Here is a 26,962-nt window from a genome sequence, read left to right on the forward strand (position 1 = left end):
TTATACTCCCAGTTTGTCTTCGATAACTTCTACTAATTTTTCTGCATCTTCAATTAGCTTTTCCTTATTTTCACCTTCAATCATGACACGCACAAGTGCTTCCGTACCAGAAGGTCTTATTACAACTCTACCACTTCCATTATAATTGTCATCAACATTTTTTATTGCATCTACAATTTCAGGAAATTCATTATATTTATTTTTGAGATCATCTCGAACTTTTGCATTTCTTAAAACTTGAGGGTAATCTCTCATAAGTTCATTAAGTTGTGAAAGTTTATTTCCACTTTTTTTCATTATTTCCAAAAGATGTATGCCAGTTGCAAGTCCATCTCCCGTAGTGTTGTAGTCAAGGAAAATAACATGACCAGATTGCTCTGCGCCAATTACATAATTATTTTGTAGCATATTTTCTAGTATATATCTATCTCCAACTTTTGTTTCCACAAAATCTACATCAATACTTTCCAAATATTTTTTAAGTCCCATATTAGACATTACAGTTCCAACAACTGCATTATTTTTTAATTTATTATCTCTCTTTAAATATGTGGAACAAATTGCTAAAATGTGATCTCCATCAACTATATTTCCTTTCTCGTCTACTGCAATAATCCTGTCAGCATCACCATCAAAACTCATTCCAATATCTGACTTTTCACTTTTTACGAGTTCTTCAATTAAATTAGGATTAGTTGAGCCACAATTGTCATTAATATTTTTCCCATTGGGCTTGTCATTTATTATCTTAACTTCTGCACCATAAGATTCTAAAACTTCTTTAGCAATATGTGACTGAGCACCGTTCCCTGCATCAACAGCAATTTTCAATCCATCAAATTTTTCTTCTGACAAAGTTTTTAGATAATCTACATATTTTTTTGTAAATTGGGAAGATCTATTAATTTTACCTATATCTTCCCCAGTCACATCTTTATAAATCTTCGTGCCTGAAAGAACTTTTTCTTCTATATCATCCTCAACAGAATCATCTAGCTTTAAACCATCACTTGAGAAAAATTTAATCCCATTGTATTCAAAAGGATTGTGTGATGCAGAAATAGAAACTCCACACAAGTAATCTCCAGTTCTTGTAAGATAAGCAACTCCTGGAGTTGGAATAACGCCAGCAATATCAACATCTAGACCAATACTCATAAATCCAGCTACAAGAGCTGATTCAATTAAATCACCTGATAGTCTTGTATCTCTTCCCACTAAAACTTTTCCACTTTTATTTTTTGCAAGCACAAAGGCTGCAGCTCTTCCAATATCATAGCATAAATTTGGAGTTAGCTTTTTATTTGCAATCCCACGAACTCCATCAGTTCCAAATAATCTTGTCATTATATCACCTGTAATTATTTTCTATATATTTCATTAAGTATTCTCTATTGTTTTTACTCGGATCATCAAGAACTAAACCCTCTAAATCAGATAAAATTTCTCCAATAATCCGTCCTTCTTTAAATCCCATTGACTTTATAATGTTTCCATCAATATCCAAAAACTTTTCAGTTTTCATCTCTTTTTCTTCTAATAATTTTTTTACCCTATTTTTTCTATTTATAATAAAAGACGCATCTCGATCTGCTCTTGTACATTTACAATCTGCAATCAAAAGATCGTAGAGGTCCTCTACATTTTCTCTACCAACTCTTTTTATCTGTCTTCGCAAAGCTTTATCGGACATTTCGCTGTGTACCTTCATATGATCTAAAATTAAAATTCTAACTTTATCAATTATTTTATTAGAAACTCTATATCTTTTTAATATTTCAGCAACTACATCTGCTCCTAAAATTTCATGACCATAAAAATGTCCTCTGCCATCATCCCCAATAGTAAGAGTATCAACTTTTGATATGTCATGAAAAAGTGCAGCCAGCCTAAGTGTTAAATCAGGCTTTACTTCATTCATTACGCATAAAAGATGATCAAATAAAGTTTTATCGTGAAAAGGGCTAAACTGATTGAACCCAACTGTTCTTTTAAGTTCTGGAAAAATCACATCTAATACCCCAGTTTCTTCCATAATTAAAAGATAACTTGATGGTCTGTCAGATGTAATCATTTTAGAAAATTCTTCAAAAATTCTTTCAGGAGGAATTTTTTTCAAAAGTTCTCTTTCAGTACTAATTGCATCAAAAAGTTCTTCGTCAATGTAAAAATCCAGCCTTCCAGCAAAACGTATTGCCCTCATTATCCTTATTGCATCTTCACGAATCCTTTTTATAGGATCTCCCACTGCTCTTATAGTTTTTTCCCTTAAATCATCTTTACCACCAAAGGGATCATAAACTTTTCCACTTTCATCAATTGCCATAGCATTAATAGTGAAATCTCTTCTCTTTAAATCCTCAGTGAGATTGTCAGAAAATATTACACTTTCTGGTTTTCTAAAATTTAAATATTTTCCATCTATTCTAAAAGTTGTAATTTCATAAAGTTTTTTATTTATTAAAACGCCAACTGTACCATATTTTTCCCCAATTAAAATATTTTTAAAATCTCTAAAAACTTCTTTTATTTCCTCAGGTTTTGCTGAAGTTGTTATATCGTAATCCTCAGGTTCTACCCCAATAAATTTATCTCTTACACATCCTCCAACTATATATGCTTCAAATCCCTTTTCTTTTAATTTTTTCAAAATAAATAGTACATCTTTTGGCATTCTATCACCCTTCTTATTATATCATATTGAATTTAATTTAAAATTATATAATTCTCATTTAAGTTATTTATGATATAATTAACTAAAAATGGAGGTAATTATGAAAAAAAATTTTATTATTTTAATATCTTTATTTTTAGTGCTAGGTCTTGTTGGCTGTGGCAATAAAAATTCTAAAAATCAGAAGACAGAAGACACAAAAGTTTCTACAACAAATAAAAAAGAAAAAGACACAATGACCACTTCTAATTTTGACAAGGAAGAACTTGACGAATTAATTAAAAATTCTGATTATATATCAAGAATCAGAATTCAAACTTCCACTGCTGAAGGAATGAACACATCTTTTCTAATAGATTATAAAGGTGACCTTTCAAAAATTGTAATTGATATCCCAAAAACTTTAAGTCCAAATAGTGAATATATAATTTTTTATAGAGATGATGAAAATGGAGAAGTTACTCCAACTACTAGAGATGGATCTTTTATAGAAATACAAGGAGATAAGGACAGCAACCTAGCCTATGTAGAAAAGGTTTTTAATCTAAATACTCACAATAATTTAGATGGTGACAGTATTCTTAAAGAAAATAATAAAGATAAATAATGGAGGTAATTATGAGAAAATTTAAATCAATTTTATTTTCGCTAATTTTATTAGCTTTTTTAAGCACAAACGTATTCGCAAACAAAACGCCTACAATCGAATATAATGGAAAAATTATAAAATCAGATGTATCACCCTTTATTGAAAACGACAGGACTCTTGTTCCGATAAGGTTCATATCCGAAACTTTGGGATACAAAGTTTTATGGGATAATGACTCTAGAAAAGTTACTATTTCTGGAAATGATGTAAATATCGAATTAAAAATAGATTCAAAAAATGCAAAAGTTAATGAAAAAGAAGTAGAACTTGATGCTCCAGCTTTGATTAAAAATGAGAGAACTTTCGTCCCTCTAAGATTTGTTGCAGAAAATTTAAAAGCCGATGTTAAGTGGGACAAGGATAACTTTAAAGTAATAATAAATAATCTTTCTTCCAACTTAAATTTAAATGTTGAAGAAGAAAAATATGTACAAGATGTTAAAATTTTACAAAACAGTTTAAATAAGTCCATGTCAAATTTAAAAACTAGCTTTTTTGAAAATGCAGCCAATCTTTCTGACGATGAATTAAATGCTTCTTACGAAAAAGCAAATGCTGAAATTAATTCAACAGTAGATAAAATTAAAAATTTAAATGTACCTCAAAAATTTAAAAGTTCTCACGAATATACTTTAAAAGCAAGTGAAAAAGCTTTAGAAGTTTTACCAGAATTTAAAGAAACTATTATGTATAAAGATGAAGAAGCTGCAAAAAAACTTATAAAAGATTTAACTGATTTTCAAGTCCAAATTGAAGAAGCAAAAGATTCCTTTGAATGTGCAATGAATGGTAAAGACTATAAAGCACAAAAAGACATAGCAGTTTACAATGATGAAAAAAAGAAACAAGACAAAACAGAAAATTTAATGCAAGATGAAACTTTGAAAAATATCTTCAAAAGAATTTAATTTTATAATAATTTACACATAAAAAATCCCCTCTAAGTGAGGGGGATTTTTTTAATTTTTTACACTTGCAGCTTTCTTTAAATATCCTTTTTCGTACTTACTATTTCCTTCTTCCATATTCTTCCTTGCTTGTGAAAGCATAAGCTTTATTCTATTAAATTGGTTTACCTCTGATGCCGATGCATCATAATCAATTGGAATTATATTTGCTTTTTCATAAGAGTTTCTAAGTGCTTTTATAACTCCCTTTCCTGTAATATGATTTGGAAGACATCCAAAAGGCTGTACACAGATAATATTTTCTACGCCTGACTCAATTAATTCAACCATTTCACCAGTTAATAGCCAACCTTCTCCATATTGATTTCCAAGATCTACATACTTCTTTGCATAATCTATTATCTCTTCAATTTTTTCTGGTGCGTCAAATCTTGTTGGTTCAAGTGCTTCTCTTATATATTTTCTATAAGATTCAACATAATAAATTCCCATTTCACATATAAATGCAGTAAGTTTTGATTTTGAAAGTTCTTCAGACTTTGCTCTTGCATTTTTAAATGAATACATCATAAAGTCAGTGAAATCAGGAATTACAACTTCTGCACCTTCTTTTTCAAGAAGATCTGCCACATAATTATTTGCTGCAGGGTCATACTTAACTAAAATTTCTCCAACTATTCCAACTTTCGGTTTCTTTTCATTAGTTATTTCAAGTCTATTAAATTCAGAAACCATTTTATTTACATTGTCTATAAATGATTTCTTGCTATAATTTAAATTTTCTGAAGTAACTATGTCAATCCATCTATCTCGCAGTATATTTGAAGATCCTTTTATAACTTCATAAGGTCTTGTAGCTTGTGTAAGTTTCATAATTAAATCTGCATAGAGCATGCCTTGTACCATTTTCTTGCCCATTCTCGCAAGTTGTTTTTTTTCAAATTCAAATCCACTATGTTTTTCAATTTGTTGGAAGGAAAGTCCTATAACTGGAACATGACCATAACCAGCATCCTTTAAAGCTTTTCTAATAAATCCCACATAATTTGAAGCTCTACAAGCTCCTCCAGTTTGACTCATTAAAAGTGCCAAGTGGTCAGTGTCATATTCTCCAGATTTTACAGCATCTATAAATTGACCTACAACAAATATCGAAGGATAACAAGCATCATTATTTACATATTTTAGTCCTTCATTTACAACTTTATGCCCAGAATCCTTTAATACTTCTACATTTATTCCTTCTTGCCTCATTATTGGCTCAAAAACACTAAAATGAAGTGGTGCCATCTGTGGCATAAGAATAGTATAATTTTCTTTCATTTCCTTAGTAAACATTACTGGATCATCATCTAGTAATCCTTCTAATTCTGCATCAATTTTTTCAAATTCTCTTTTTTCTGCTGCTTCGATTAAAGATCTTATTCTAATTTTTACTGAACCTAAATTTGAAACCTCATCAATTTTTAAAACAGTATATATTTTATTATATGATTCTAAAATATGTTGCACTTGATCTGTCGTTACGGCATCTATACCACAACCAAAGGAATTTAATTGAACAAGTTCCAAATTCTCATGTTCTCCAACAAATTTTGCTGCTCTATAGAGTCTTGAATGATAATTCCATTGGTCTAAAACTCTAAGTCTTGAATCAATCTCTACATTTCTTGCAATTGCATCCTCTGAAATAACTGCAAGTCCTAGACTATTTATAAGTTCAGGTATTCCATGATTTATTTCTGGATCTATGTGATATGGTCTACCAGACAAAACTATTGCCCTTTGGTTCTTATTCTTTACTTCTTCTAAAATTCTATTCCCTTCATTTAAAACATCAAGTCTATATCTATCTTGTTCTTCATAAGCCCTTCTAACTGCTTTTTTTACTTCATTTGATGGAATAAAATCAAATACATTAGATAATCTTTTTTCCAGTTTTTTTCTATTATCAAAGGAAATAAAAGGATTCATAAATTTTACTTTTCCATCTATTATGTCATCCACATTATTTTTTATAACTTCAGAATATCCTGCCACTACGGGACAATTTAGAGTATTGTCTGCATTTTTAAATTGCTTTTCTTCATAAAAAACCGCAGGATAAAATATAAAGTCAATTCCCTTTTCTATTAAGTCTTCTATATGTCCATGAGTAATTTTTGCAGGATAACAAGCTGTTTCACTTGTAATTGTTTCAATTCCCTTTTCATAAACCTCTCTTGATGATTTCCCAGAAAGTACAACAGAGTATCCAAGTTCTGTTAAAAAGGTATGCCAGAAAGGATAGTTTTCATAAATATTTAGAACTCTTGGTATGCCAACTACTCCACGCTTAGCTTCTTTCTCTGGAAGAGATTTATAATCAAATACTCTTTCATATTTGTAGCGATACATATTTGAGAGCTCATCTTCTTTACTCTTTACGTGTCCTGCTCCCTTTTCACATCTATTTCCTGTGATATATCTCTTTCCATTTGGAAACACATTTACAGATAGTGCACAATTATTTGTGCATTGTCTACAATTTGTTGAGATTGATTTATACTCAAAGTTTTCTAACTCTTTTTCAGATATTATACTTGACTTGCCACTTGATTTTTCTTTAGCTATAAGTGCCATTCCAAGTGCTCCCATTAGCCCTGCAATGTCTGGTCTTGTAACTTCAACATCTGTTAAATTTTCAAAAGCCCTTAAAACTGCATCTGATAAAAAAGTTCCTCCTTGCACAACTATATGATTTCCAAGTTCCTTAGGATCTCTTACCTTTATTACCTTTTGAATTGCATTTCTAATTACAGAATATGCAAGTCCTGCAGATATATCTGGAACAGATGCTCCTTCTTTTTGTGCTTGTTTCACATTTGAATTCATAAAAACTGTACAACGAGAACCCAAATCAACAGGCGCTCTAGATTTTGTAGCTTCATTTGCAAATTCTTTTGCACTCATATTAACTGAACGAGCAAAGGTTTCAAGAAAAGATCCACATCCTGCTGAACAAGCTTCATTTAATAAAATAGACTCAATTACTCCATCCCTTATTTTCATGGATTTCATATCCTGTCCGCCAATATCTAAAATAAAATCAACTTCAGGATCGAAATATTTAGCAGCAGTAAAATGAGCTATGGTTTCAACTTCTCCAAAATCTAAATTAAGAGCAGCCTTTAAAAATTCTTCTCCATACCCTGTTGTGCCACAACCTGCAAAATAAGATTTTGAATTTTTCTCTTTATAAATTTCTTTTAAATTTTCAATTGCAATATCTAGAGGATTTCCTTTATTTGATCCATAAAAACTATATAGAATTTCATTTTTATCAGTAATTGCAACAAGTTTTGACGTAGTAGAGCCTGAATCAATCCCAAGATAAATTGGTCCTTCATAATCTTTTAAATCAACTTTTTTAAGTGATTTTGTTTTATGTTTTTCTCTAAAAAAATTAACTTCTTCATCACTTTTAAAAAGAGGAAGCATCACATCATTTTCTTTTATATTTATATCTTTCTTTGCATTTACTCTTTTAAATAATTCCACAAAAGAAATAGGTTTAGAATCAAAACTTGAAAGTGCAGCTCCAAGTGCAACAAAAATTTGTGAATTTTCTGGAGCAATTATCTCATCTTCACCTAAGTCTAGTGTTTCAACAAATCTTTCTTTGAGCATTGGCAAAAAGTGTAGGGGCCCTCCTAGAAATGCAACCTTACCTCTTATAGGTCTTCCACATGCAAGATTTGAAATTGTCTGATTTACAACTGATTGAAACACAGAAACAGCAATATCTGATTTGCTGGCACCTTGATTTATTAGAGCTTGTACATCTGTCTTTGCAAACACTCCGCATCTAGATGCAATAGGATAAAGTTTTTCATATCCCTTTGCCATTTCATTTAATCCTGAAGCATCTGTTTGTAAAAGAGAAGCCATTTGATCAATAAAAGCTCCTGTCCCTCCAGCACAAATACTATTCATTCTCTGTTCAACAGACCCTCTTAAATATGTTATCTTAGAATCTTCTCCTCCAAGTTCAATTGCCACATCAGTTTGAGGTATGAAGCATGATATTGCTTCTCTTCCTGCAACAACTTCTTGAATAAAATCTATATCTAAAAATTGATGAACAGAGAGTCCACCGCTTCCTGTTACATTTACTGTAACTGTATCATATTTAAAATCATCATAAACTTCATTTATAACATCTCTTACAGTTTTTCTTACATCAGAAAAATGTCTTCTATAAGTTTGATACAAAATATTTAATTTTTCATCTAAGATTACAAGTTTTACCGTAGTAGAACCTACATCTAATCCCATATGAATTAGCATACTTTTCTTTCCCCTTTCAAAAATAAAAGCCTACTGTATGTTTTAAATTAAAAAATAAAAAATTATTTAAAAGTTAAATATCTAATAAAATTAAATTTATTCTTAGTTAATTTATCTTGTCGTGGAAGTTAATTATCACACTTCACAACTATTTATTCAATACCTTTTTAAATTTATATTTGATTTTTATTAAATAGCTCTTAACTTTTTCTTAACATTTGCATTATCATTATAAACTATTTTTATGTTCTTATTATGATAAGAATAAAAATTGGCATAAAAAAAAAGATAGGCCCATACCTATCTTCTTCTAAACTAATTAGTCTTCTGGATTTGGAGCTCCAACTGGACAAACAGCTGAACAGCTACCGCAATCTATACATTGATCTTGATCAATTTCATAGATATCTCCTTCAGAAATACAGCCAACTGGACATTCAGGTTGACATGCACCACAAGCGATGCAAGAATCGTTAATTACATATGCCATTTTATTTACCTCCATAAAAATATACCAAAATTTATGAATTTTTATATTCATATCTTCTTTTGTTATATTAACATAATAATTTTAATTTTTCAATAATTATTATAATTTTTTTATGATAAAATTTTTATAACTTTAGTTTAAATAAACTAATACTTGTATTTTTACACACTTTTTCAATGTTTTTTATATTATAAATCTAATAAAATCACTAAAAATCTCTGTATACTATTTATTAAAAGTAATAAATCGCAGTTTTTTACTGTGCTTTATTTGCTTCTAAATACCCTAAGAGAATTCAATATACATATTAAGGCAACACCTACATCAGCAAAGACTGCAAGAGGCATTGAAACATAACCTATTGCACCAAGGACAAGAACTAAAACTTTTACACCCAAAGCTATAAAAATATTTTGATATGCAATTTTTTTTACTCTCTTTGCAATATCAATTGCTGTAACTACAGAGGAAATTTCATTTCTTAATAACACAATATCTGAAGATTCAATTGCAATATCAGATCCACTTGCCATGCTTATACCTAGATAGGCACTTGCAAGTGAAGGTGCATCATTTGTTCCATCACCAACAAAAGCAAGTTTCTTATCCTCTTCTATTTTTTTTATTTCTTTTACCTTGTCTTCTGGAAGGAGTGAACCCTTAAAATAATCTATGCCAGCTTCTTTTGCAACTTCCGCAACTACATTTTCTTTGTCACCGGAAAACATATAAGTTTTAATATTTCTATTGTGAAGATCAGCTATACTATCTTTTACTCCCTCTTTTATTTCATCTTTTAATTTAATTATACCTAAAATTTCTTTTTCATTTGTATTTGCAACAAAAACATCTATACAATTTGAATTGGACTTCCTATCCAATTTCAAATTAAAATCATCCATTAATTTCTTATTTCCAACTAAATAATTTACCCCATCAATATCAAATTCAATTCCTTTTCCACCTATATTATTAAGATGCATAGGAATTTTTTTTGTTTTATGACTTCTCGCAATAGCTTTCCCTAGTGGATGAGTAGAGTACATCTCTCCAGCAGATGCAATTTCTAAAATTTTATTTTTGTCCTCTTTTATTGCTTCAACTTCTGCAATAGAAAACTCACCCTTAGTCACTGTTCCTGTTTTATCAAAAGCAATTGAATCAATATCTGTAAGTGCCTCAATAGAATTTCCACCCTTTACAAATATAGATTTTTTGGAAAGAGAACCAATTCCTGCAAATATTGTCAGTGGAACTGAAATAGCAAGAGCACATGGACAAGATATTACTAAAAATATAGACGCTCTATAAATTGCATTCTTAAAAGTAAAATCTTTTAAAAAAATCAAAACTATAAATAAAACAACTGCAAGTAAAATTACAATTGGTGTATAAATTTTAGCAAAACGAGTGATAAATTTTTCAACTTTTGCTTTATTGGTGCTAGCATCTTTAACCATATCAATTATATTTGCAATAGTTCCTTCTTTATATTCTTTTGTGACTTCAACTTCAAGAGAAGAATCTAAATTTACAAATCCAGAAGTTATTTCATCTCCAACTTCTAGAGAAATTGGAGCAAATTCTCCAGAAATATTTGATGTGTCCACATTTGATACCCCTTTTATAATTTTTCCATCTAAAGGTACTTTTTCTCCTGGTTTAATAATTATCCTTTCTCCAACAGAAACATTTATTGGATCAACTTTAATAATCTCCCCATCCTTTAATAAATTGGCAAAATCGGGCTTTAATTTTAAAGCTTCCTCAATAGACTTTTTTGAAGAATCTACTGCTTTGTCTTGAATAATTTCTCCAACAGTATAAAATAGCATCACAGCAACAGCTTCTTTATATTCACCAGATACAATGGCTGCAATTGAAGCAATTGTCATAAGAAATCTTTCATCCATAAAATTTCTCTTTATAATTTTGGTAACAGAAGATTTTACAACATCAAATCCAATTATTATGTATAAAACAATATAAAAAACAAAAGTATATTTCTCACTTATATTTACAAAGTTTAAAATTATTAGAGTTATAAGAACAAAAATAGATTTATATATAGAATAATCTTCTTCCTCTTCTTCCTCTTCTTCATGTTCATCTAGTTCTTTTTTGTCTTCTATCACAATGACTCCCGGTTCAATGGAATCTACAACTTTTTGTATTTCTTTTTTTAACTCATCTAAATTTCTATCAGATTCAAAAACTAGCTCATCATTAAAAAAATTATATCTCAAATTTTTTAAATAATTTTTTTCAGACAAATTTTTTTCAATTTTTGAAGCACAATTTGCACAATTTAGTCCCTTCAAATGAAAAGTATATTTATTCATAAAACACCTTGCTTCCTATTTAGTTTAATTGTTGTTCATGTATTCATTATACATCATTTGTTTTCTGTGTCAATAGAAAATATTTTTCTCTTTATTTTCTTATTAATTTATGAGATAATACTTGAAACGTAGAAAATATAAAAATTTTTTAAATTTCTTGTAAAAATTAGTTGACAAATTTAAAAAATTCCTTTAGAATAGTTAAAGTAAGTTGCTAAAGAGTGACCTTCAATTTGGAGAAATACTCAAGTGGCTGAAGAGGCTCCCCTGCTAAGGGAGTAGGTCCCGATTAGGGTCGCGAGGGTTCAAATCCCTCTTTCTCCGCCAATGGTGAGGGCCTTTAGCTCAGTTGGTTAGAGCGCCCGGCTCATAACCGGTAGGTCCCGGGTTCAAGTCCCTGAAGGCCCACCATTTACCTGCCCAGATAGCTCAGTCGGTAGAGCAGAGGACTGAAAATCCTCGTGTCGCTGGTTCGATTCCGGCTCTGGGCACCATAAAAGAGAGTATCAAATGATACTCTCTTTTTTAATCCCTTTTTTACTTAAAAAGGATAATTTTAATATTTTAGATAATTTTTATATGACAAGATTCCAAAACGTCAAGTGCTGATTGTTTTTTCTCATCTGTCAAACCCTCTGTCAAATCTTTATATAAGTAAATATTTTTTTCTGGCAAGAATCCTTTTACCATTAAAATATTTGAAACTACACAAATATCTGCAACAAGACCAAGAAAATAAATATTATCTATATTTTCTTTTTCATCCAATTCTTTTAAATATTTTCCAAGCTCAACTGAAGCAAAAGTATTCTTTTCTATCTTCTTTGCACCTTTAAAAGATCTTGTATTCTGTAATTTCTTTGCAATCTCATGTCCTTCTGTTCCCTTTATACAATGCTCTATTGGAAGATTTTTTCCTTCATTTGTTTTTAAATAATCTTTCCCATGAGTGTCCAAAGTGTAAATTATTTTTCCATTAAATTCATTTACCTTATCCACTACTCTATCTAAAAGAATATCTCCATCTTTACTTTTAAGTGATCCACTTACAAAATCATTTTGCATATCTACTACAACTAAAATGTCCATATTATTTCCTCCCCTTTTCAATATGATATAACAAATTTTACATAATTTAAAGTTGAATGTATAATGTTTCAGGGTGAATTATGAAATACAATAGCGTTTTAAAAGCAGAATTTTTATACAGAAAAAATAGATTTATCTCAATTTGCAAAAAAGGTTTTAAAATTTTAACAGTATACGTACCAAATACTGGCAGATGCAAAGAGCTTTTGACAAAAGGTGTCACAGTTTTTGTTACTTATAACGACAATCCAAATAGGAAAACTTCATACACTCTTATTGCTGTAATTAAAGGCGATAAAATTATAAATATAGATTCTCAAGCCCCAAATGAAGTTGTTTATGAGGCTCTTTTAAAAAATAAAATTGACCTTGGATTTAAGCCTGATTTTATAAAAAGAGAATTTACTCATGGAGATTCACGCTTTGATTTTTATATTGAAGGTGAAAATAAAAAAGCATTAATGGAAGTAAAGGGTGTTACACTTGAAGATGATGGTATTGTTGCCTTTCCTGATGCTCCTACAAAAAGGGGACTAAAACATATAAATGGACTTATAAATTCCAGAGATAACTACCTTACTTACATTTTATTTTTAATTCAAATTAAAGACGTGAAATTTTTTACACCAAATTATTTCACAGACATAAATTTTTCAAAAAGTCTTTTAAAGGCAAAGGAATGCGGAGTAAAAATTCTTGCTTACGATTCTTATGTCACAAGAAATTTAATTGAGATTGGTGAAAATGTGCCAGTTGTTTTGGAGGAAACATGGAATTTAGACTCGCAAAAGAAATAGATAAAGAAAAAATAGAAAAAATTTATGAAGATGGATCAGAAAAATTAAAATCTCTTAGGATAGACCAGTGGCAAGGTGAAGACAAACCAAATCTAAATAATTTTTCTAATTTAATAAAAAATAAAAATATTTATGTGCTAGAGGACAACGGAAAAATTGTGAGCACTGTTATAATCTATAAATTTGACTATGATTACGAAAATAATTTAGATAGTAGTTGGACTTCAAATGGATCTTATGTAGCACTCCACAGAATTGGAACTCTTTCAGCTGAATGTGAAAAGGGCTACGGAAGAAAAATAATTGAATTTGCAGAAAAGTTTGCAAGGGAAAATAATTTTAATTCTGTTCGTATTGACACACATAGAAAAAATATAAAAATGCAAAACCTTTTAAAAAATCTACATTATAAATATGTTGGATTAGTATACCTCAATGGGAAAAATGAAAGACTTGCCTTTGAAAAATTAATTTAAAGAAATTATATAATTTCAAAACTAGAATTTTGTAAAAATCATCAATTATTAATTAGATAAAATTTATAGAAAATTACACACCTTTAAAAAGGTGTGATTTTTTTCTGTAAAATTTAATTTTAAATTAATTTTGGTAAAAAAATTGTAGCAAGACCTAAAAATATAAAAAATCCAAAAACGTCTGTAAAAGTCGTTAGAAAAATTGACGATGCAATTGCCGGATCCACCTTTAATTTATCTAAAATTAAAGGAATTAAAAATCCCATTGAGCAAGCAATTATCATATTTAATATCATCGCCAAAAATAAAATTAAACCGAGATAAATATTTTTATGCCAAAAAACAAAAACTGTTGCCGCCAAAATTCCTATTATTGCTCCTTCAAAAAGTCCCAAAAATATTTCCTTAAAAACTAATTTATAATCTTCCTTTAGCGACAATTCTCCTCTGGCAAGAGATGTTAAAATTATGGAAAGAGTTTGAGATCCTGCGTTTCCTCCCATTCCTGTTACAATTGGCATTGCAGCAGAAAGCACAACAACTTGTGAAATTGTCGATTCAAAACTTTTTACCACTGATGACGCTAAAAAAGCTGTAAGCAAATTTACTATAAGCCAAGGTATTCTACTTTTAAAAGAATCAACCCAATTTGAGTCGTATTCTTCGTCTGCATTTACACCATGCATCTGCAAAATATCTTCATTGTGTTCTTGATCTATAACTGCAATAATATCTTCTGATGTTATTACTCCTAATATCGCCATATTATTATTTACAACAGGCAGTATATCTAGCTCATATTTGCTAAACAAGTTTGCTGCAACTTCTTGATCATCTGTTCCGAAAACATAAAAATCCACTTCTTCTAAAATATCTTTTAGTACTGTCTTTGCACTAGAAACTAAGAGATCTCTTAATGTGACAATTCCCCTAAGTCTGTGATAATTATCTGTAACAAAAATTTCATCAATTATTTCTGTTTCAGGAGAAATTGTTCTAATTTTTTTTATTGCTTCTTCTGCCGTAAGATTTTCACGAAGAGAAATAAAATTTGTAGTCATTATACCGCCAGCAGATTCTTCATCAAAAGAAAGAATCATCTTTAATATGTTTTGGTCGGCACTTTTCATTAGAGATAAAATTGACTTTCTCCTTACAGTTGAAAGAACTCCCAATAAATCCGCAACTATTGAATGCTCCATATGAGTAAAAATTTCTATTAGTTCATCATTGGTAAAAAAACTCATTATCTTAGCATCTAATTCTTCTTCTGAAGATTCTAAAAGAAGTGCCAAGTTTTCATGTGTAATATTTTTTACAAGTATTCTTAATTCATCCTCTTCTAAATCTTCTGATTCTATGCCAAGATCCACAGGATGATATTCTTCAAAAAGATTATTTAAAAGATTTTTATCTTGAACACTTATTATTTTTTTCATTTCTTCAATTAGTTCCATTTTTTTCACCTGCCAAAGTTTCTAAATCAGATACAAAAGATGAAAGTTCATTTTTCATTCCATTTGTGTAGTTAGAATACATAAGATAAAGTTCTCTTTTTGCTCTTGTCATTGCCACATAAAAAAGTCTTCTCTCTTCTTCAAAAAGACCTTTATCTTCACTTAAAGAATCAATGCTTGAACTAGAAGGGAGTCTACCTTCATAGAGGTCTACAACAAAAACTTTTGAAAATTCAAGTCCTTTTGCAGAGTGAATTGTCGAAAAAGTGAGTTTTGCATTTGAATCTTTAGGTTTTAATAAATCATATTCAAGTGATTTTAATCTTCCAATAAAAAGTTCTAAGGATTTTGTACTTTTCGCAATTAATTTCAAATAATATAAATATTCATTTAAAGTTTCTACTGTTTCCATAAATCTCTTTGCATTTTCTCTAAGATAATTCCCATAGCCCATTTCTTTGTCTATATAATCAATAGCTTCATACACGTCTACTCTTGAAATTTTTTTAAATCCAGTTAAAAGTTTATTTATATTTTTATTATAATAATTTGGAAGATCTGGATAATCTTTTAAAATATTAAAAATATTTTTTCCTCTGTGTTTTTTCAAGTACTCAATATGTCTTTTTGATATATATCCATCTAGTTTAAAATAAAACTTCTCATACAAATCTATATTTGAAAGATCCTTAGAAAAATTTAAAATATCTAAAATATCCTTTGTAATAAAATGAGAGAAAAATTTCGTTTTTTTATCTTTTATATTAAAATTATAATTTTTCCTTTCAAAGTATTCCACAAGTCCAATGCTAGATAGATTGTTTCTATATAAAACTGCTACATCTTCGTCACCTTTTGAAATTTCTTTCTCTATAAAAGTGTACTGGTCTTTTGGATCCTTTACCTTTATAATACTCACAGGTTTATTAAATGGATTGTCTGTTACAACAGTTTTATCAAATCTCTTTTCATTTTGTGCAATAAATATATTTGCAATATTTACAATATTTCTTGTAGATCTAAAATTTTCTTCCATGTAAAAAGTTACAATATTGGGATATTCCTCTTGTAATTTAAAAAGTTCTTCGGTATTTGCACCTCTAAAACCATAAATAGACTGATCGTCATCAGCAACAACAAATAAGTTGTCCTTCGGTTTGGCAAGATATTTTAAAACTTGAAACTGACTTTTACTAGTATCTTGCCCCTCATCAAGTTGAATAAATTTAAATCTATTTCTGTATTTATTCCTAATTGCTACATCATTTTTTAAAATTTCATAGGACATATTTATCATGTCATCAAAATCAATTAAACTTTTATCTCTTTTAAACTTCTCATAGCTTTCATAAAATTTTACAAAATTGTCTGTATCGCATCTTTTACTTTTTGCAAAGGAATTTGGACTTATCATCATATTCTTACAATAGCCAACTTCAGAAATTGCAGTTTCAACTCTCTCCTCTGTTGGATAAATTTTATTGACATCTCTATAAATATCTCTAAGAATTTCATATTTCTTTTTCATATTAGAATCAATTAAACTTAAACTTTTACCTGCCTTTTTAGAATAATCTCTTACAATAGAATAGCAAAAAGCGTGAATTGTAGAAAAATGAACATTCCTATCATCACCCATACTCCTATAACGCATTTCAATATCTAGAGCCTGTGCCTTAGAAAAAGTAATAGTTAAAATACTTTTTGAATCAACACCACACTCTATTAATTTTTTTGTTCTATGTAAGATCATAGTTGTCTTCCCTGCACCTGGAACTGCAAGAACAATTGCCGGCCCTTCAAAATGTTTTACAGCTTTTAATTGACTTGATGTTAAATTCAAAATATCCCTCCAATTTTAGTTTAAACTATTTCACAATTATTTTAAATCTATTTTTTTAGTTTTGCCAATGTGATATAATTTAATATATAACTGGTTTAGGGGGTATTAATATGTTAATGACAAATTTTTTACAAAAAAGAAAATCTGTCAGAAATTTTAAAAATGACATCGTACCAAGAGATGTCTTGGAAAATATAAAATTACTTATGGACGAATTGGATAGAGAAGAAAGCGATATAAGTTTTTCACTTTACGAAAATGGAAAAATCGTAGCAGAGGGGCTAAAAGGAAAAGCAGGCTATGCAGGTGTAATGATCGAAGCCCCTCATTATATAGCACTTGATATATCTGATGATAAACCACTTAATATATTAAAAGGTGGATATTGTCTTGAAAAACTAAATACAAAAATTGTCGATCTCGATTTAGATACTTGTTGGATCACAGTAGATGAAGTTGATGAGGCAACAAAAAAATCTATTTTTGGAGAAAATGGAACAAAGATAAATTATTTAATTGCATTTGGATATGGACAAAAGAAAAAACTTTTTGACCCAGAAGTAACAAGTTCAAGACTTGATGTAAATGAAATTGTATTTTCTGAAAATTTAGGCGAACCAATTTCAATAGAAACTTTAGAAAATTATGGAATATTTGATGTATTCTCATCAGTTAGATACGCACCAAGCCACAAAAACTTTCAACCTTGGAGATTCGTTTTGAAAGGAACAGATGTAGAAGCTTATATGGTAAAATCTGATGAAGATGATAGATCACTTATTGACATGGGTGTTGTATTATTTTACATGGAAGAAATGTTAAAAACTATTGGCATAAATAAGAAATGGACAATTGATCTAAAAGATGCAGGAAAATATTATTATATAGGTTCTTTCACATTATAAATTATATCAATATATTAAAAAGAGTAGTGTTGCAGAATAGTTTAATTAGGATATGTTAAAAGGTATGTAAAAAGTTTTGTGTATCAGCTCCTCCCGATAGGTTGTGAGCTGATATTTTTTTTAATTTTTTTTAATATACTTTTATTACTATATTCTGAGAGTTCAGATATTTGTAATCTAATTTTGGCACAATTAAACTAGAAGGCCAAGATTCTTCTAAAAATCTCTCTTCTTGCCTAATTGTATATCTTAAAAATTTGAAGATTTCTGTCAAGAGCTGATCCTTAGATCAGGGCTATGCCTTTACTCTTGATTGAAAAATTCAAATTTTTATTATGCTAATGGCAAAATTTAGATTCTGCCTTCAAAAAATATTGATAGTTGTGATAATATTTGATCTTATCCTCTTATTCTACTTGTACATTTAATTGAAGCATCTACCATCGCTAGATGCAAGCTTTTTTGTAGGACGTAGTCGCTTGGAAATATTGTTTTGTTTTTGTTACTTTTCTAAGTTGTCTATTAAAATTTTCCAAAGAACCTTTTAATAATAACTTGTGTGTTCTATATCTAAATAATTTTTAAGTTCTCTTGGTTTATAGATTCCCTTATCTGTTACAAAACCTGTTATAAGTTCTGGTGGGGTTATATCAAAGGAAGGATAGATTGCCTTAACTCCTTTTGCTGTGTGATTTCCTAAAACAAGAGATGGATCTCTAAGTTCAATTACTATATCATCTCTACCCTTCTTTTCTCCGTCTGGCATACCTGTAACATAGTAAGGAACATTGAACTCACGAGCAACAATTGCAATTTGATGTGTTCCTACTTTATTTGCAACATGACCATCAACTGTAATCGTATCTGTTGCAGATGTAAATACATCTATCCCTATATTTTCCATTGTGTAAGCCACCATATTGTCAGTTATAATTGTGGTGTCAAAACCCATTTCACTTATACAAGTTGCAGTTAATCTTGCACCTTGATAGTATGGCCTTGTTTCTGCACAATAAAATTTTACATCTTTATTTTGTTCTTTTAAAGTCCTAGTTATTGTTCCTATTATAGTTTCTCCAAAACATTGAGTTAAAACTTTCCCACCATCAGGTATAACTTCGCAAAGATTTTTTGCGACTTCATCCATTGCACTATATCTTCTGTTTAAAGATTCAATTGCTTCTTCAAAAACTTTTTCTACGACATCTTCTCCATTTTCAATTGCCTTTTTTGCCGCTTTTATTGAACCTTTAGTAACTTTTTTTAGTCTTGTTGATGTAGTTGGTCTTGCAGTTGAAATTGTATTGGCAGCTTTTTCTAAGAATTTAATTAAATCTTCATCACTCAAATCTCTAGCTTCATAGGCAGCAAGAGCCATTCCCATCCCAGCAGCAGTATAAGGCCCTGCTGACTGTGTGACCATATCTGTTATTGCCCTTGCAACTTCCTTGTGAGTTTTACAAATTTCAAATCTAACTTCTTTCGGATAGACTCTTCTATCCAAAATTTTTACTTCTCCATTTTCATACCATGCAATGTTTTCATATTTAAGCATAAAAGGCATGTCATAATCTTGTCTTTTCATTTTAATCATCTAACTCCTTTACTATTTCTATTATCAAATTTTTTAATTTTGGCGAAACTTCTCTTGCAACATCTTCAACTTCACTCCCATCCATATTTTCAATTCTATCAGAAGAATAATTTGTAGCAACAGACATTGCAAGAACTTTCATATTACAATGAGCTGCTGTCAAAGTTTCTGTTATAGTTGACATCCCAACTAAATCTCCGCCTAATGTCCTAATTGCTCTAATTTCTGATGGCGATTCAAAAAAAGGTCCTACTGTAAAAAAGTAAACTCCCTCTTTTAATTCAAATCCCAATTTTATTGCAGATTTTTTTGCCAAATCTCGAAATTCTTTATCATACAATTTGTCAATTGGATAAAATCTTTCTCCAAATTCATTTAAATTATTCCCCCTAGTTGGACTTGCCCCTGCAAAATTTATGTGGTCTGTTATTAAACAAATATCTCCTGGATAAAAATTATAATTGACAGCACCAGCTGCATTTGTAAGTATTAATTTTGAAACTCCAAGGAGTTTTAAAACATAAACTGGCATTGCAAGTTCATTGAAATCATATCCTTCATAATAATGAAATCTTTTAGTCATACAAATTACATACTTACCGGACAATTTCCCAAAAATAAATTTTCCACCATTGTCACTAACAGTAGAAATTAAAAAATTTGGCACATCCTTATAATTAATTTCTATTTTGTCTTCAATTTCATCTAAAAGTTTTTCAAGCCCTGTGCCTAGTATAATTGCTATATCTGGTTTTATCTTTATCTTATTTAATATAAAATCCGCACTTTCTTTATAACTTTCAAATATTTTTTCTTTTAGCATATTTACCTCTCAAATTAATTTATATTTTTAGTCTAACACAGGATAATCAATTGTCAATTAAATGAAAAATATGATAAATTATATTATATTGCGAGGTGTAAAATGAATTATAGAAAACTTTTAGTTGATTATGGTAAAAAACTTTTAGATAAAAATTTGGTGGCTGGCACAAGTGGAAATTTAAGCATAAGAGGAGAAGATGAAAATACCTTTTATATAACCCCCAGTGGAATTGACTATTTAGAAATAACCGAAAAAGATATTGTAAGAATAAATTCTAAAGGAGAATCCCTCGATAAATTTAGAAAACCTTCATCTGAATGGAGAATGCACATTGAAATTTACAAAAGCTATCCCAATTACAATGCCGTAGTTCACACACATTCAACTATTGCAACAGCTTTTTCAGTTTCAAGAAAAAAAATTCCACTTATTTTGATTGAGATGAAACCTTTTTTAGGAGGAGAAATAAATGTAGCTCCTTTTCATGAAGCAGGTTCAAAAGAACTTGCAGAATCTATTATTCCTTTCCTAAAAAATTCAAATTCTTGCTTGATGGCAAATCACGGTGTAGTTTCTTGTGGTAAGGATTTAGAAAGTGCCTTCCTTTCTGCAGAGTATGTTGAGGATGCTGCAAAAATTTATTATTACTCTTTAAATATTGGGAATCCAAAAATTATTTCAGATTAAACAATTTGCATATAAATTTAACAAATTTAGTTTTAATCAAAAAGCAAAAAACCGAGCAAATTAAATATGCCCGGCTTTTTTATTTGATAGTTTTATATTATTTTGATTTTTCTGTCAAAAATTCATTTATCTTTGGTGCGACTTCTCTTTGACTTCTTCCTGATACAAATAATCCAATGTGACCAGTTTCTACTTCAACTAATTCAACATCATCAGTTCCAACAGCTTGTGGGATTGGTCTAGTTGCATTAGGAGGAACTTGATTATCTTTCGTTCCTAAAATTGCAAGTACTGGACATTTAACATCTTTCAAATCGACTCTCTTGCCGTCTAAATAAAATTCTCCTTTAATCAAACTATTTTTGTGGTACATTTCTTCTTGAAATTCTTCATAAGCTCTACCTACTTGATCTGGAGAATCAAAAATCCAATGTTCCATTCTAAGAAAATTTGCAAGTTTATTTGGATCATCAAGTTGGTCTATTACTCCCACATATTTATCCATCATAAGGTCTATTGGTTTCAAGAAAACAAAACCTGAATTCATAAATTCTCCTGGCACGTTTCCAAAAGCCTTAACCATATTATCTGGGTTTAAATATTTTCCCCACTTAAATAAAAGCCCATCATCAGTTGAAAAATCAATTGGAGTTACAAGAGATACATAGGAATTTACTTTTTCCCCATGTAGTGCAGTGTAAATAAAGGAGAAAGTACCCCCTTGGCAAATTCCAATAAGATTTATTTTTTCTAAGTTGTGTTTTTGTCTAATTATCTCAACACAATCATCAATATATCCGTTAATATAATCTTCTAGTCCAAGATATTTATCATCCATTGTCGGATATCCCCAATCTATTATATAAATATCTTGTCCGCCTTCTAGTAAACTTTTTATAAGAGATCTATCTTCTTGTAAGTCCATCATATATTGTTTATTTACAAGAGCATAAACTATTAATGTTGGAATTTTATTTGGATCTTTTACCTTAGGCTCATAGTGATAAAGTTTCATCTTATCTTCGTGAAAGATAAGTTCCTTTGGCGTTGAATCATATCCACTGTAATCTACATTCATTAAAGTGTCTACACCTTTAACAAGTTTTTCATATGAATCAACCATATCGGACATTGATTTTACATAATCTATTCCTAATACGCTTTTCAAATTAATAACCTCCTACTATTTATTATCCCTTTTATCTTCTTCGTATTCTTTATCTCTAATGTATCTCTTCAATTCTCTAACTTCTTTTTTTAAATCATAAACACTTTTGTAAAGAGAATCCATATCTGAATTTGTTGGAATTGGAATCCATTTTAACGATTCTTCCACAACTTGGTCTAAATTAATTTTTAAAACCATTAGAGAATCTACAAAGTTTCCTAAAAATTCAGCAAATTCATCAGAAAAGAATAATTTATCAAATTCATTAGAAGTTGTAGTCTTCCAAAAATCATAAAACTCTTCAAAAGTCTTAGGAGATTCTCCTTCTTTAATAAGTTCAAAACTTTTCTTTACAACATCTTCAGTAGATTCAACAATTAGATTGGAAATCATCATACTTAATTCTGAATAATTTCCCATAAAAGTTATTAACTTATCTATAGTTCTCATGTGCATTTCATAAGTGTTTCTGTCAATTCCAAATTGAGGAGAATTTAACATTTTTCCAAAAGTTTCTTCATAACTCTTTTTCCAAATTTTAAAAAATTCTTGGAATTCCTTAGGATCTTGGAATGCCCCTTTCATAATTGAATCTAATAAGTCCACAGAATTATCCATCCAAGGGCCATAAACTGTAGTAAGCATATTTTTATAACTTTCAGATGCACCCATGCATTGTTTAATTAAATTTTGAAGATCACTTGGAATGTAAGGGAATAAATAATTATTAATGTATTGCAAAGACCCTTCTTTATACTGTTTCATAATTCTTTCAAAATTTTCCTTATTAGGTTCTATTGCTTCATCATAAATATTCTTATAAAGCTCATAAATACTATAATAAATCTTAGAAGTGTCCTTTATTTTTTTTGCAATTTCACTAGGCCCACCATGAAAATTAAAAAAATCTGCAGTTCCATACTCATCAAAAATACTATTCACACCTTTGAAATATTCTGCATTAAAAGGATTGAAATCTCCACCACCAAAAGTTTTTGCATAATCCTTCCACATATTCATCATTTTCTTTTGTGAATCCATATACTCATCAAAAAAGTTATATCTGTTATTATCCAAAATTTTTCCTCCTCTTTATATAAACACTAAAAATCTCATAATTTACTTATATTATACCCCTAAAAGAAATATTATTAACAATTTATAATCTTATTTCTTTTTCATACTAAATTAATTTATTATTTTACCTCAGCTTCTTTAAATAAAATATTTCCATCTCCATCTACTGATACACCATAGAAATTTTCAGAAATAGCTTTTTTAATTCCTTCTAAATCTTCACAGAAAATTATTTTTTCTCTCCCTGTAAAATTAAATTGAATATCTTCTGACTTTAGTATTATAAACCTATCGTAACCTTCTTCTGAAAATTCGTCTGGATATTTTTTTTCAAGAGAAACAATTTTATATCCAGAAACTAAAGTATTTTTGTAAGAATAATAATTATTTGGAGATACAGTACCTATCTTATTTGTAAATTTTGAGCCTTCAAACTTTTCTCCAATTTTTTCTCTAGTAATATTTTGAAGGTTTCTGCCTCTATAATCTTTTAGAACAACGACAGTATCATTTACTAAAACTGTATTAGGATCTACATAAAAATTAAACTTGGAAACATAATCTTCATCTTCATGTGGCACCTTTATACTTCTATATGCAACAAGTTTATTGTCATCATAAACCCCAATGAAAGCACCACCATTATCTATTACATCTTCTAAGTATTCTTTAGAATCATGTGAAAAAATTTCTTTATTTTCAATTCCCTCGTAAACTTCAGTTGTGAGATTATATATTTCATCAATATTTTCTTTATCTAAAAATTTAAAAACTAAATTATCCATAAGCACCTCTATCATATTCTATAATTTTCTTACTTAAATATATTTTTTGTAAAAAATTTGTACATTTTTATTTCTTTAGTGTATTAACACAAATGATATGTTTTTTATATTCTACCTTAAACAAAGTAAATAATCTACTTTATTTATAAAACTTAGAAATATTTTAGTCTTATAAATTTATATATTCTTAAACTTCTATATTTTAAATTCACAAAAAAATTTACTTTCTTAAAACAAAAGACTGCCCAAAAGCAGTCTTAAATGTAAATACCTTCTACAATTTTTTTCATCTCTATAACTTTAACTTCATCAAACCTCTTGAAAGCTTCTATTGAACTTTTATCATTGTTAAAACATTTCCAATATCCAGTACATTTACAAATTTTTTTGTCCCTATATTTAAAGTCAATCACATCTTTAAGTGGATAACCCAAAAAAATTCCAATTTCATCGGGACAAGTTTCTGTAAATCTACTTTCTAAAAAATATAGATAATCTTCTACAGATCTACATTCTTCATATCCTTCAGAATTTAAAAATTCAATAATTTTCTGTTGTTTAAGTTTTTTCTCAAGTCTTTTTTTCTTAAAGAAATAAACTAATACAGAATCTTCTAAAATTCTTAATTCATAAAAATCAATGTCTAAAACATCTTTTAATAAAAATTTATTCTCCATCCAACTATCTCTTAGATTTCTCTCTCCATTTTTTAAATTCATCATAGTTCCAAGCTTTAAATCGCTTAAAGTTGGAGCAATTGTAGATTTTATTAAAGCCAGTAGATATTCAAAATCCTTAAAATTTTCAATATAACTTAAAAATTCAATGAAAACACTTTTGTACATCTTTAATATTAAGCTCTTGCTAAATCTTTTCCAAGAGCTTCGCATTCATCAATTGCATCTTCATCGGGATTATCATAAGCAGCAAATCCATCTGCAATTAATTTTGCTCCAGTTCCTTCAACTTCTTCTTGCCAAGTTTTCATCCATTCACCATCAGCCCATTCATATGAACCAAATAGTACAACATTTTTTCCAGAAAGAAGTGGATTTACTTTATCCATAAAGGGTCTCATTTCTGTTTCTTCTAATTCTTCTGCTCCCATAGCAGGGCAACCAAAGGCAATATTATCTACATCTTTTACATCTTCTTCAGTGGCATTTCCTACTGGAATTAGTTTTACTTCAGCACCTTCACCTTCTGCTCCTCTAACTATTGCTTCTGCCATTCTTTCTGTGTTTCCTGTTCCTGACCAATAAATTACATTTACTTTACTCATAATATCTCCTCCCAATTTTTATTTTTTTGAAATTATTTATCATTTAAATATATTGTATTAAACTTTACGAATTATATTTATAAAAAATTATAATAATTATTTAAAAATACAATTTAAAATAAATTTTAATCATTTTCTATTTTTCATAATCTAATGCGATAAAATTATAGTTGCAATATGAACATATCTAATGATATTATTTAATTCGAAAGATAATATGCAATAATAAATTTCAAAAAGGAGGATTCTATGGAATTTGTGAGAGAAAATGGTATCTTAACAATTAATTTAGATTCTATTTTAACTTTAGCCTTAGCTGTAATTGTGCTACTTGTTGGCTATGGAGTAAAAAATAAATCAGAGTTTCTTAGAAAATATTGTATTCCCGCACCAGTAGTCGGTGGATTTATATTTATATTTATTACATTTATAGGATATAAAACAAATTCGTTTAACTTTGCTTATGAAAATATTTTTCAATCTACGTTTATGTTGGCTTTTTTTACAACAGTAGGACTTGGTGCAAATTTAAAAATTTTAAAATCAGGTGGTAAACTATTAATTATCTATTGGCTACTATGTGGTCTATTATCACTTATCCAAAATACAATTGGTGTTGGAGTTGCAAAAGCAGTTAATCTCGAACCAGCTTATGGAATGCTTGCATCTTCAATTTCAATGATTGGTGGACACGGTGCAGCAATGAGTTATGGAAACACTTTTGCCAAAATGGGCTATGAACAAGCTCCAGTAGTTGGTGCAGCAGCAGCAACATTTGGACTTATCTTTGGTGTATTAATAGGTGGCCCCCTTGGAAGAAGACTAATAGTTAAAAATGATTTAAAACCTGATAACGATGATTTCGATTCATCTGCTCTTGATAATTTATTTAAAGAAGAAAAAATTGAACTTACTAATCTAGATGTCATTAAAAACGTTTCAGCAATAATTATATGTATGGCACTAGGCACTTTAGTTTCAAAACAAATTGGAAAAGCTATAAAAATGGACTTTCCTGATTATGTTGGGGCAATGTTTGTTGCCGTTATTCTTAGAAATATAAATGAAAAAGCAAACTTTTATAAATTTAGTGCACACTCAGTAGACGGAATTGGGGATGTAATGTTAAATCTTTACTTAGCTCTTGCCCTTATGACATTAAAACTATGGGAATTACAAGACCTAATGGGAGGAGTACTAATCGTTCTAATTTGTCAAGTAGTATTTATGCTTTTTTATACTTACTTTATTGTATTTAAAGTCCTTGGCAAGAATTACGACGCTGCTGTAATGTGTTCAGGATTATGTGGTCATGGACTTGGTGCAACACCATCTGCAATTGTAAATATGACTGCTATTAACGAAGAATATGGAATGAGTAGAAAGGCTATGATGATTGTTCCAATAGTTGGTGCATTCTTAGTGGATATTATCTACCAACCTATTGTTCTCACATTTATTAAAACATTTGTAAAATAAAAATTTATTGCATTTTATCTTATACAACTTAATAATTTCAAAAGACCAAAACTTTTCATTAAGCTTTGGTCTTTTTTTATAATTATATTATGAAATTTAAACTCT

General features: G+C 29.2%; 22 protein-coding genes, 3 tRNA genes and 1 pseudogene. 10 read left to right on the forward strand and 16 right to left on the reverse strand.

Going from position 1 to position 26,962, the window contains the following annotated elements; all coding sequences use genetic code 11:
- Nucleotides 1-1,347, reverse strand: a complete 1,347-nt coding sequence (gene glmM / locus BQ5450_RS01340; RefSeq protein ID WP_071125706.1) for a phosphoglucosamine mutase — start codon at nucleotides 1,345-1,347, stop codon at nucleotides 1-3.
- 4 nt (nucleotides 1,348-1,351) lie between these two features.
- Entirely contained in the window at nucleotides 1,352-2,674 is a 1,323-nt protein-coding gene (locus tag BQ5450_RS01345; protein WP_071125707.1) for a CCA tRNA nucleotidyltransferase, read from the reverse strand.
- Between the two features lie 100 nt (nucleotides 2,675-2,774).
- Here BQ5450_RS01345 and BQ5450_RS01350 point away from each other — a divergent pair, with 100 nt between their 5' ends.
- On the forward strand, nucleotides 2,775-3,281 hold the full coding sequence (locus BQ5450_RS01350) for a hypothetical protein (RefSeq protein WP_010242057.1): 507 nt from the start codon (nucleotides 2,775-2,777) through the stop codon (nucleotides 3,279-3,281).
- A gap of 11 nt (nucleotides 3,282-3,292) precedes the next feature.
- Nucleotides 3,293-4,231: a copper amine oxidase N-terminal domain-containing protein gene (locus BQ5450_RS01355; RefSeq protein ID WP_071125708.1), complete on the forward strand. Its 939-nt coding sequence runs from the start codon at nucleotides 3,293-3,295 to the stop codon at nucleotides 4,229-4,231.
- A 51-nt stretch (nucleotides 4,232-4,282) separates the two neighbouring features.
- On the opposite strand, the gene BQ5450_RS01360 is transcribed toward BQ5450_RS01355, so the two are convergent.
- From BQ5450_RS01360 to BQ5450_RS01370, 3 genes are all read right to left on the reverse strand, one after another.
- The gene (locus BQ5450_RS01360) at nucleotides 4,283-8,560 is read right to left on the reverse strand and encodes a 2-hydroxyacyl-CoA dehydratase (protein WP_071125709.1); all 4,278 of its coding nucleotides are present in this window, start codon (nucleotides 8,558-8,560) and stop codon (nucleotides 4,283-4,285) included.
- A 319-nt stretch (nucleotides 8,561-8,879) separates the two neighbouring features.
- Nucleotides 8,880-9,050, reverse strand: a complete 171-nt coding sequence (locus tag BQ5450_RS01365; RefSeq protein ID WP_010242051.1) for a 4Fe-4S ferredoxin — start codon at nucleotides 9,048-9,050, stop codon at nucleotides 8,880-8,882.
- Nucleotides 9,051-9,316: 266 nt separating this feature from the next.
- A complete protein-coding gene (locus BQ5450_RS01370) occupies nucleotides 9,317-11,392 on the reverse strand; it encodes a heavy metal translocating P-type ATPase (RefSeq protein WP_071125710.1) in 2,076 nt (691 codons plus the stop codon).
- 235 nt (nucleotides 11,393-11,627) lie between these two features.
- On the opposite strand from BQ5450_RS01370, the gene BQ5450_RS01375 reads away from it, so the two are divergent.
- The 3 genes from BQ5450_RS01375 to BQ5450_RS01385 all read left to right on the forward strand — a co-directional run bounded on the left by BQ5450_RS01375 (nucleotide 11,628) and on the right by BQ5450_RS01385 (nucleotide 11,886).
- Nucleotides 11,628-11,719, forward strand: a tRNA-Ser gene (locus tag BQ5450_RS01375).
- Between the two features lie 7 nt (nucleotides 11,720-11,726).
- A tRNA-Ile gene (locus BQ5450_RS01380) sits at nucleotides 11,727-11,803 on the forward strand.
- Between the two features lie 7 nt (nucleotides 11,804-11,810).
- A tRNA-Phe gene (locus BQ5450_RS01385) sits at nucleotides 11,811-11,886 on the forward strand.
- A 70-nt stretch (nucleotides 11,887-11,956) separates the two neighbouring features.
- On the opposite strand, the gene BQ5450_RS01390 is transcribed toward BQ5450_RS01385, so the two are convergent.
- Nucleotides 11,957-12,481, reverse strand: coding sequence for a cysteine hydrolase family protein (locus BQ5450_RS01390; protein ID WP_010242046.1), 525 nt, complete (start codon nucleotides 12,479-12,481; stop codon nucleotides 11,957-11,959).
- 80 nt (nucleotides 12,482-12,561) lie between these two features.
- On the opposite strand from BQ5450_RS01390, the gene sfsA reads away from it, so the two are divergent.
- Entirely contained in the window at nucleotides 12,562-13,278 is a 717-nt protein-coding gene (gene sfsA, locus BQ5450_RS01395) for a DNA/RNA nuclease SfsA (RefSeq protein WP_071125711.1), read from the forward strand.
- A complete protein-coding gene (locus tag BQ5450_RS01400) occupies nucleotides 13,251-13,754 on the forward strand; it encodes a GNAT family N-acetyltransferase (protein WP_010242042.1) in 504 nt (167 codons plus the stop codon). Before sfsA ends, BQ5450_RS01400 begins: the two co-directional genes overlap by 28 nt.
- A 119-nt stretch (nucleotides 13,755-13,873) precedes the next feature.
- On the opposite strand, the gene mgtE is transcribed toward BQ5450_RS01400, so the two are convergent.
- A complete protein-coding gene (mgtE, locus tag BQ5450_RS01405) occupies nucleotides 13,874-15,211 on the reverse strand; it encodes a magnesium transporter (RefSeq protein WP_010242041.1) in 1,338 nt (445 codons plus the stop codon).
- Nucleotides 15,198-17,054 carry an ATP-dependent helicase gene (locus tag BQ5450_RS01410; protein ID WP_071125712.1) on the reverse strand — a complete coding sequence of 619 codons (1,857 nt, stop codon included), beginning with the start codon at nucleotides 17,052-17,054 and terminating at the stop codon, nucleotides 15,198-15,200. Before BQ5450_RS01410 ends, mgtE begins: the two co-directional genes overlap by 14 nt.
- A gap of 110 nt (nucleotides 17,055-17,164) precedes the next feature.
- Between BQ5450_RS01410 and BQ5450_RS01415 the strand changes: the two genes are divergently transcribed.
- Entirely contained in the window at nucleotides 17,165-17,959 is a 795-nt protein-coding gene (locus tag BQ5450_RS01415) for a nitroreductase family protein (protein WP_010242039.1), read from the forward strand.
- A 399-nt stretch (nucleotides 17,960-18,358) separates the two neighbouring features.
- On the opposite strand, the pseudogene BQ5450_RS09480 reads toward BQ5450_RS01415, so the two are convergent.
- From BQ5450_RS09480 to BQ5450_RS01425, 3 genes and pseudogenes are all read right to left on the reverse strand, one after another.
- Nucleotides 18,359-18,498, reverse strand: a pseudogene (locus BQ5450_RS09480) (IS256 family transposase); the annotation flags it as partial.
- 5 nt (nucleotides 18,499-18,503) lie between these two features.
- Entirely contained in the window at nucleotides 18,504-19,544 is a 1,041-nt protein-coding gene (locus BQ5450_RS01420) for a s-methyl-5-thioribose-1-phosphate isomerase (RefSeq protein WP_071125765.1), read from the reverse strand.
- 1 nt (nucleotide 19,545) lies between these two features.
- Nucleotides 19,546-20,376, reverse strand: a complete 831-nt coding sequence (locus BQ5450_RS01425) for a purine-nucleoside phosphorylase (RefSeq protein WP_071125713.1) — start codon at nucleotides 20,374-20,376, stop codon at nucleotides 19,546-19,548.
- A 102-nt stretch (nucleotides 20,377-20,478) separates the two neighbouring features.
- On the opposite strand from BQ5450_RS01425, the gene BQ5450_RS01430 reads away from it, so the two are divergent.
- Nucleotides 20,479-21,066, forward strand: coding sequence for a class II aldolase/adducin family protein (locus BQ5450_RS01430; RefSeq protein ID WP_071125714.1), 588 nt, complete (start codon nucleotides 20,479-20,481; stop codon nucleotides 21,064-21,066).
- Nucleotides 21,067-21,163: 97 nt separating this feature from the next.
- On the opposite strand, the gene phaC is transcribed toward BQ5450_RS01430, so the two are convergent.
- From phaC to BQ5450_RS01455, 5 genes are all read right to left on the reverse strand, one after another.
- Complete coding sequence (gene phaC / locus BQ5450_RS01435) at nucleotides 21,164-22,234, reverse strand: class III poly(R)-hydroxyalkanoic acid synthase subunit PhaC (RefSeq protein ID WP_010242031.1); 1,071 nt, start codon at nucleotides 22,232-22,234, stop codon at nucleotides 21,164-21,166.
- Between the two features lie 15 nt (nucleotides 22,235-22,249).
- Nucleotides 22,250-23,311 (reverse strand): poly(R)-hydroxyalkanoic acid synthase subunit PhaE, encoded by a 1,062-nt coding sequence (locus BQ5450_RS01440; RefSeq protein WP_010242029.1) that lies wholly within the window; start codon nucleotides 23,309-23,311, stop codon nucleotides 22,250-22,252.
- Between the two features lie 119 nt (nucleotides 23,312-23,430).
- Complete coding sequence (locus BQ5450_RS01445) at nucleotides 23,431-24,096, reverse strand: hypothetical protein (protein ID WP_071125715.1); 666 nt, start codon at nucleotides 24,094-24,096, stop codon at nucleotides 23,431-23,433.
- Between the two features lie 257 nt (nucleotides 24,097-24,353).
- Nucleotides 24,354-24,941 carry a DUF3793 family protein gene (locus tag BQ5450_RS01450; protein ID WP_071125716.1) on the reverse strand — a complete coding sequence of 196 codons (588 nt, stop codon included), beginning with the start codon at nucleotides 24,939-24,941 and terminating at the stop codon, nucleotides 24,354-24,356.
- A gap of 8 nt (nucleotides 24,942-24,949) precedes the next feature.
- Entirely contained in the window at nucleotides 24,950-25,378 is a 429-nt protein-coding gene (locus BQ5450_RS01455) for a flavodoxin (protein WP_010242020.1), read from the reverse strand.
- Between the two features lie 249 nt (nucleotides 25,379-25,627).
- On the opposite strand from BQ5450_RS01455, the gene gltS reads away from it, so the two are divergent.
- On the forward strand, nucleotides 25,628-26,857 hold the full coding sequence (gene gltS, locus BQ5450_RS01460) for a sodium/glutamate symporter (protein ID WP_071125717.1): 1,230 nt from the start codon (nucleotides 25,628-25,630) through the stop codon (nucleotides 26,855-26,857).
- Nucleotides 26,858-26,962: the final 105 nt, after the last annotated feature.

Source organism: Peptoniphilus lacydonensis (genome assembly GCF_900106515.1).
Classification (GTDB): domain Bacteria; phylum Bacillota; class Clostridia; order Tissierellales; family Peptoniphilaceae; genus Peptoniphilus_A; species Peptoniphilus_A lacydonensis.

Bases quoted from the DNA above. Each gene is read 5' to 3' on its own strand.
- glmM (WP_071125706.1), bottom strand. From the start codon at position 1,347: ATGACAAGATTATTTGGAACTGATGGAGTTCGTGGGATTGCAAATAAA.
- BQ5450_RS01345 (WP_071125707.1), bottom strand. From the start codon at position 2,674: ATGCCAAAAGATGTACTATTTATTTTGAAAAAATTAAAAGAAAAGGGA.
- BQ5450_RS01350 (WP_010242057.1), top strand. From the start codon at position 2,775: ATGAAAAAAAATTTTATTATTTTAATATCTTTATTTTTAGTGCTAGGT.
- BQ5450_RS01355 (WP_071125708.1), top strand. From the start codon at position 3,293: ATGAGAAAATTTAAATCAATTTTATTTTCGCTAATTTTATTAGCTTTT.
- BQ5450_RS01360 (WP_071125709.1), bottom strand. From the start codon at position 8,560: ATGCTAATTCATATGGGATTAGATGTAGGTTCTACTACGGTAAAACTT.
- BQ5450_RS01365 (WP_010242051.1), bottom strand. From the start codon at position 9,050: ATGGCATATGTAATTAACGATTCTTGCATCGCTTGTGGTGCATGTCAA.
- BQ5450_RS01370 (WP_071125710.1), bottom strand. From the start codon at position 11,392: ATGAATAAATATACTTTTCATTTGAAGGGACTAAATTGTGCAAATTGT.
- BQ5450_RS01390 (WP_010242046.1), bottom strand. From the start codon at position 12,481: ATGGACATTTTAGTTGTAGTAGATATGCAAAATGATTTTGTAAGTGGA.
- sfsA (WP_071125711.1), top strand. From the start codon at position 12,562: ATGAAATACAATAGCGTTTTAAAAGCAGAATTTTTATACAGAAAAAAT.
- BQ5450_RS01400 (WP_010242042.1), top strand. From the start codon at position 13,251: ATGGAATTTAGACTCGCAAAAGAAATAGATAAAGAAAAAATAGAAAAA.
- mgtE (WP_010242041.1), bottom strand. From the start codon at position 15,211: ATGGAACTAATTGAAGAAATGAAAAAAATAATAAGTGTTCAAGATAAA.
- BQ5450_RS01415 (WP_010242039.1), top strand. From the start codon at position 17,165: ATGTTAATGACAAATTTTTTACAAAAAAGAAAATCTGTCAGAAATTTT.
- BQ5450_RS01420 (WP_071125765.1), bottom strand. From the start codon at position 19,544: ATGAAAAGACAAGATTATGACATGCCTTTTATGCTTAAATATGAAAAC.
- BQ5450_RS01425 (WP_071125713.1), bottom strand. From the start codon at position 20,376: ATGCTAAAAGAAAAAATATTTGAAAGTTATAAAGAAAGTGCGGATTTT.
- BQ5450_RS01430 (WP_071125714.1), top strand. From the start codon at position 20,479: ATGAATTATAGAAAACTTTTAGTTGATTATGGTAAAAAACTTTTAGAT.
- BQ5450_RS01445 (WP_071125715.1), bottom strand. From the start codon at position 24,096: ATGGATAATTTAGTTTTTAAATTTTTAGATAAAGAAAATATTGATGAA.
- BQ5450_RS01450 (WP_071125716.1), bottom strand. From the start codon at position 24,941: ATGTACAAAAGTGTTTTCATTGAATTTTTAAGTTATATTGAAAATTTT.
- BQ5450_RS01455 (WP_010242020.1), bottom strand. From the start codon at position 25,378: ATGAGTAAAGTAAATGTAATTTATTGGTCAGGAACAGGAAACACAGAA.
- gltS (WP_071125717.1), top strand. From the start codon at position 25,628: ATGGAATTTGTGAGAGAAAATGGTATCTTAACAATTAATTTAGATTCT.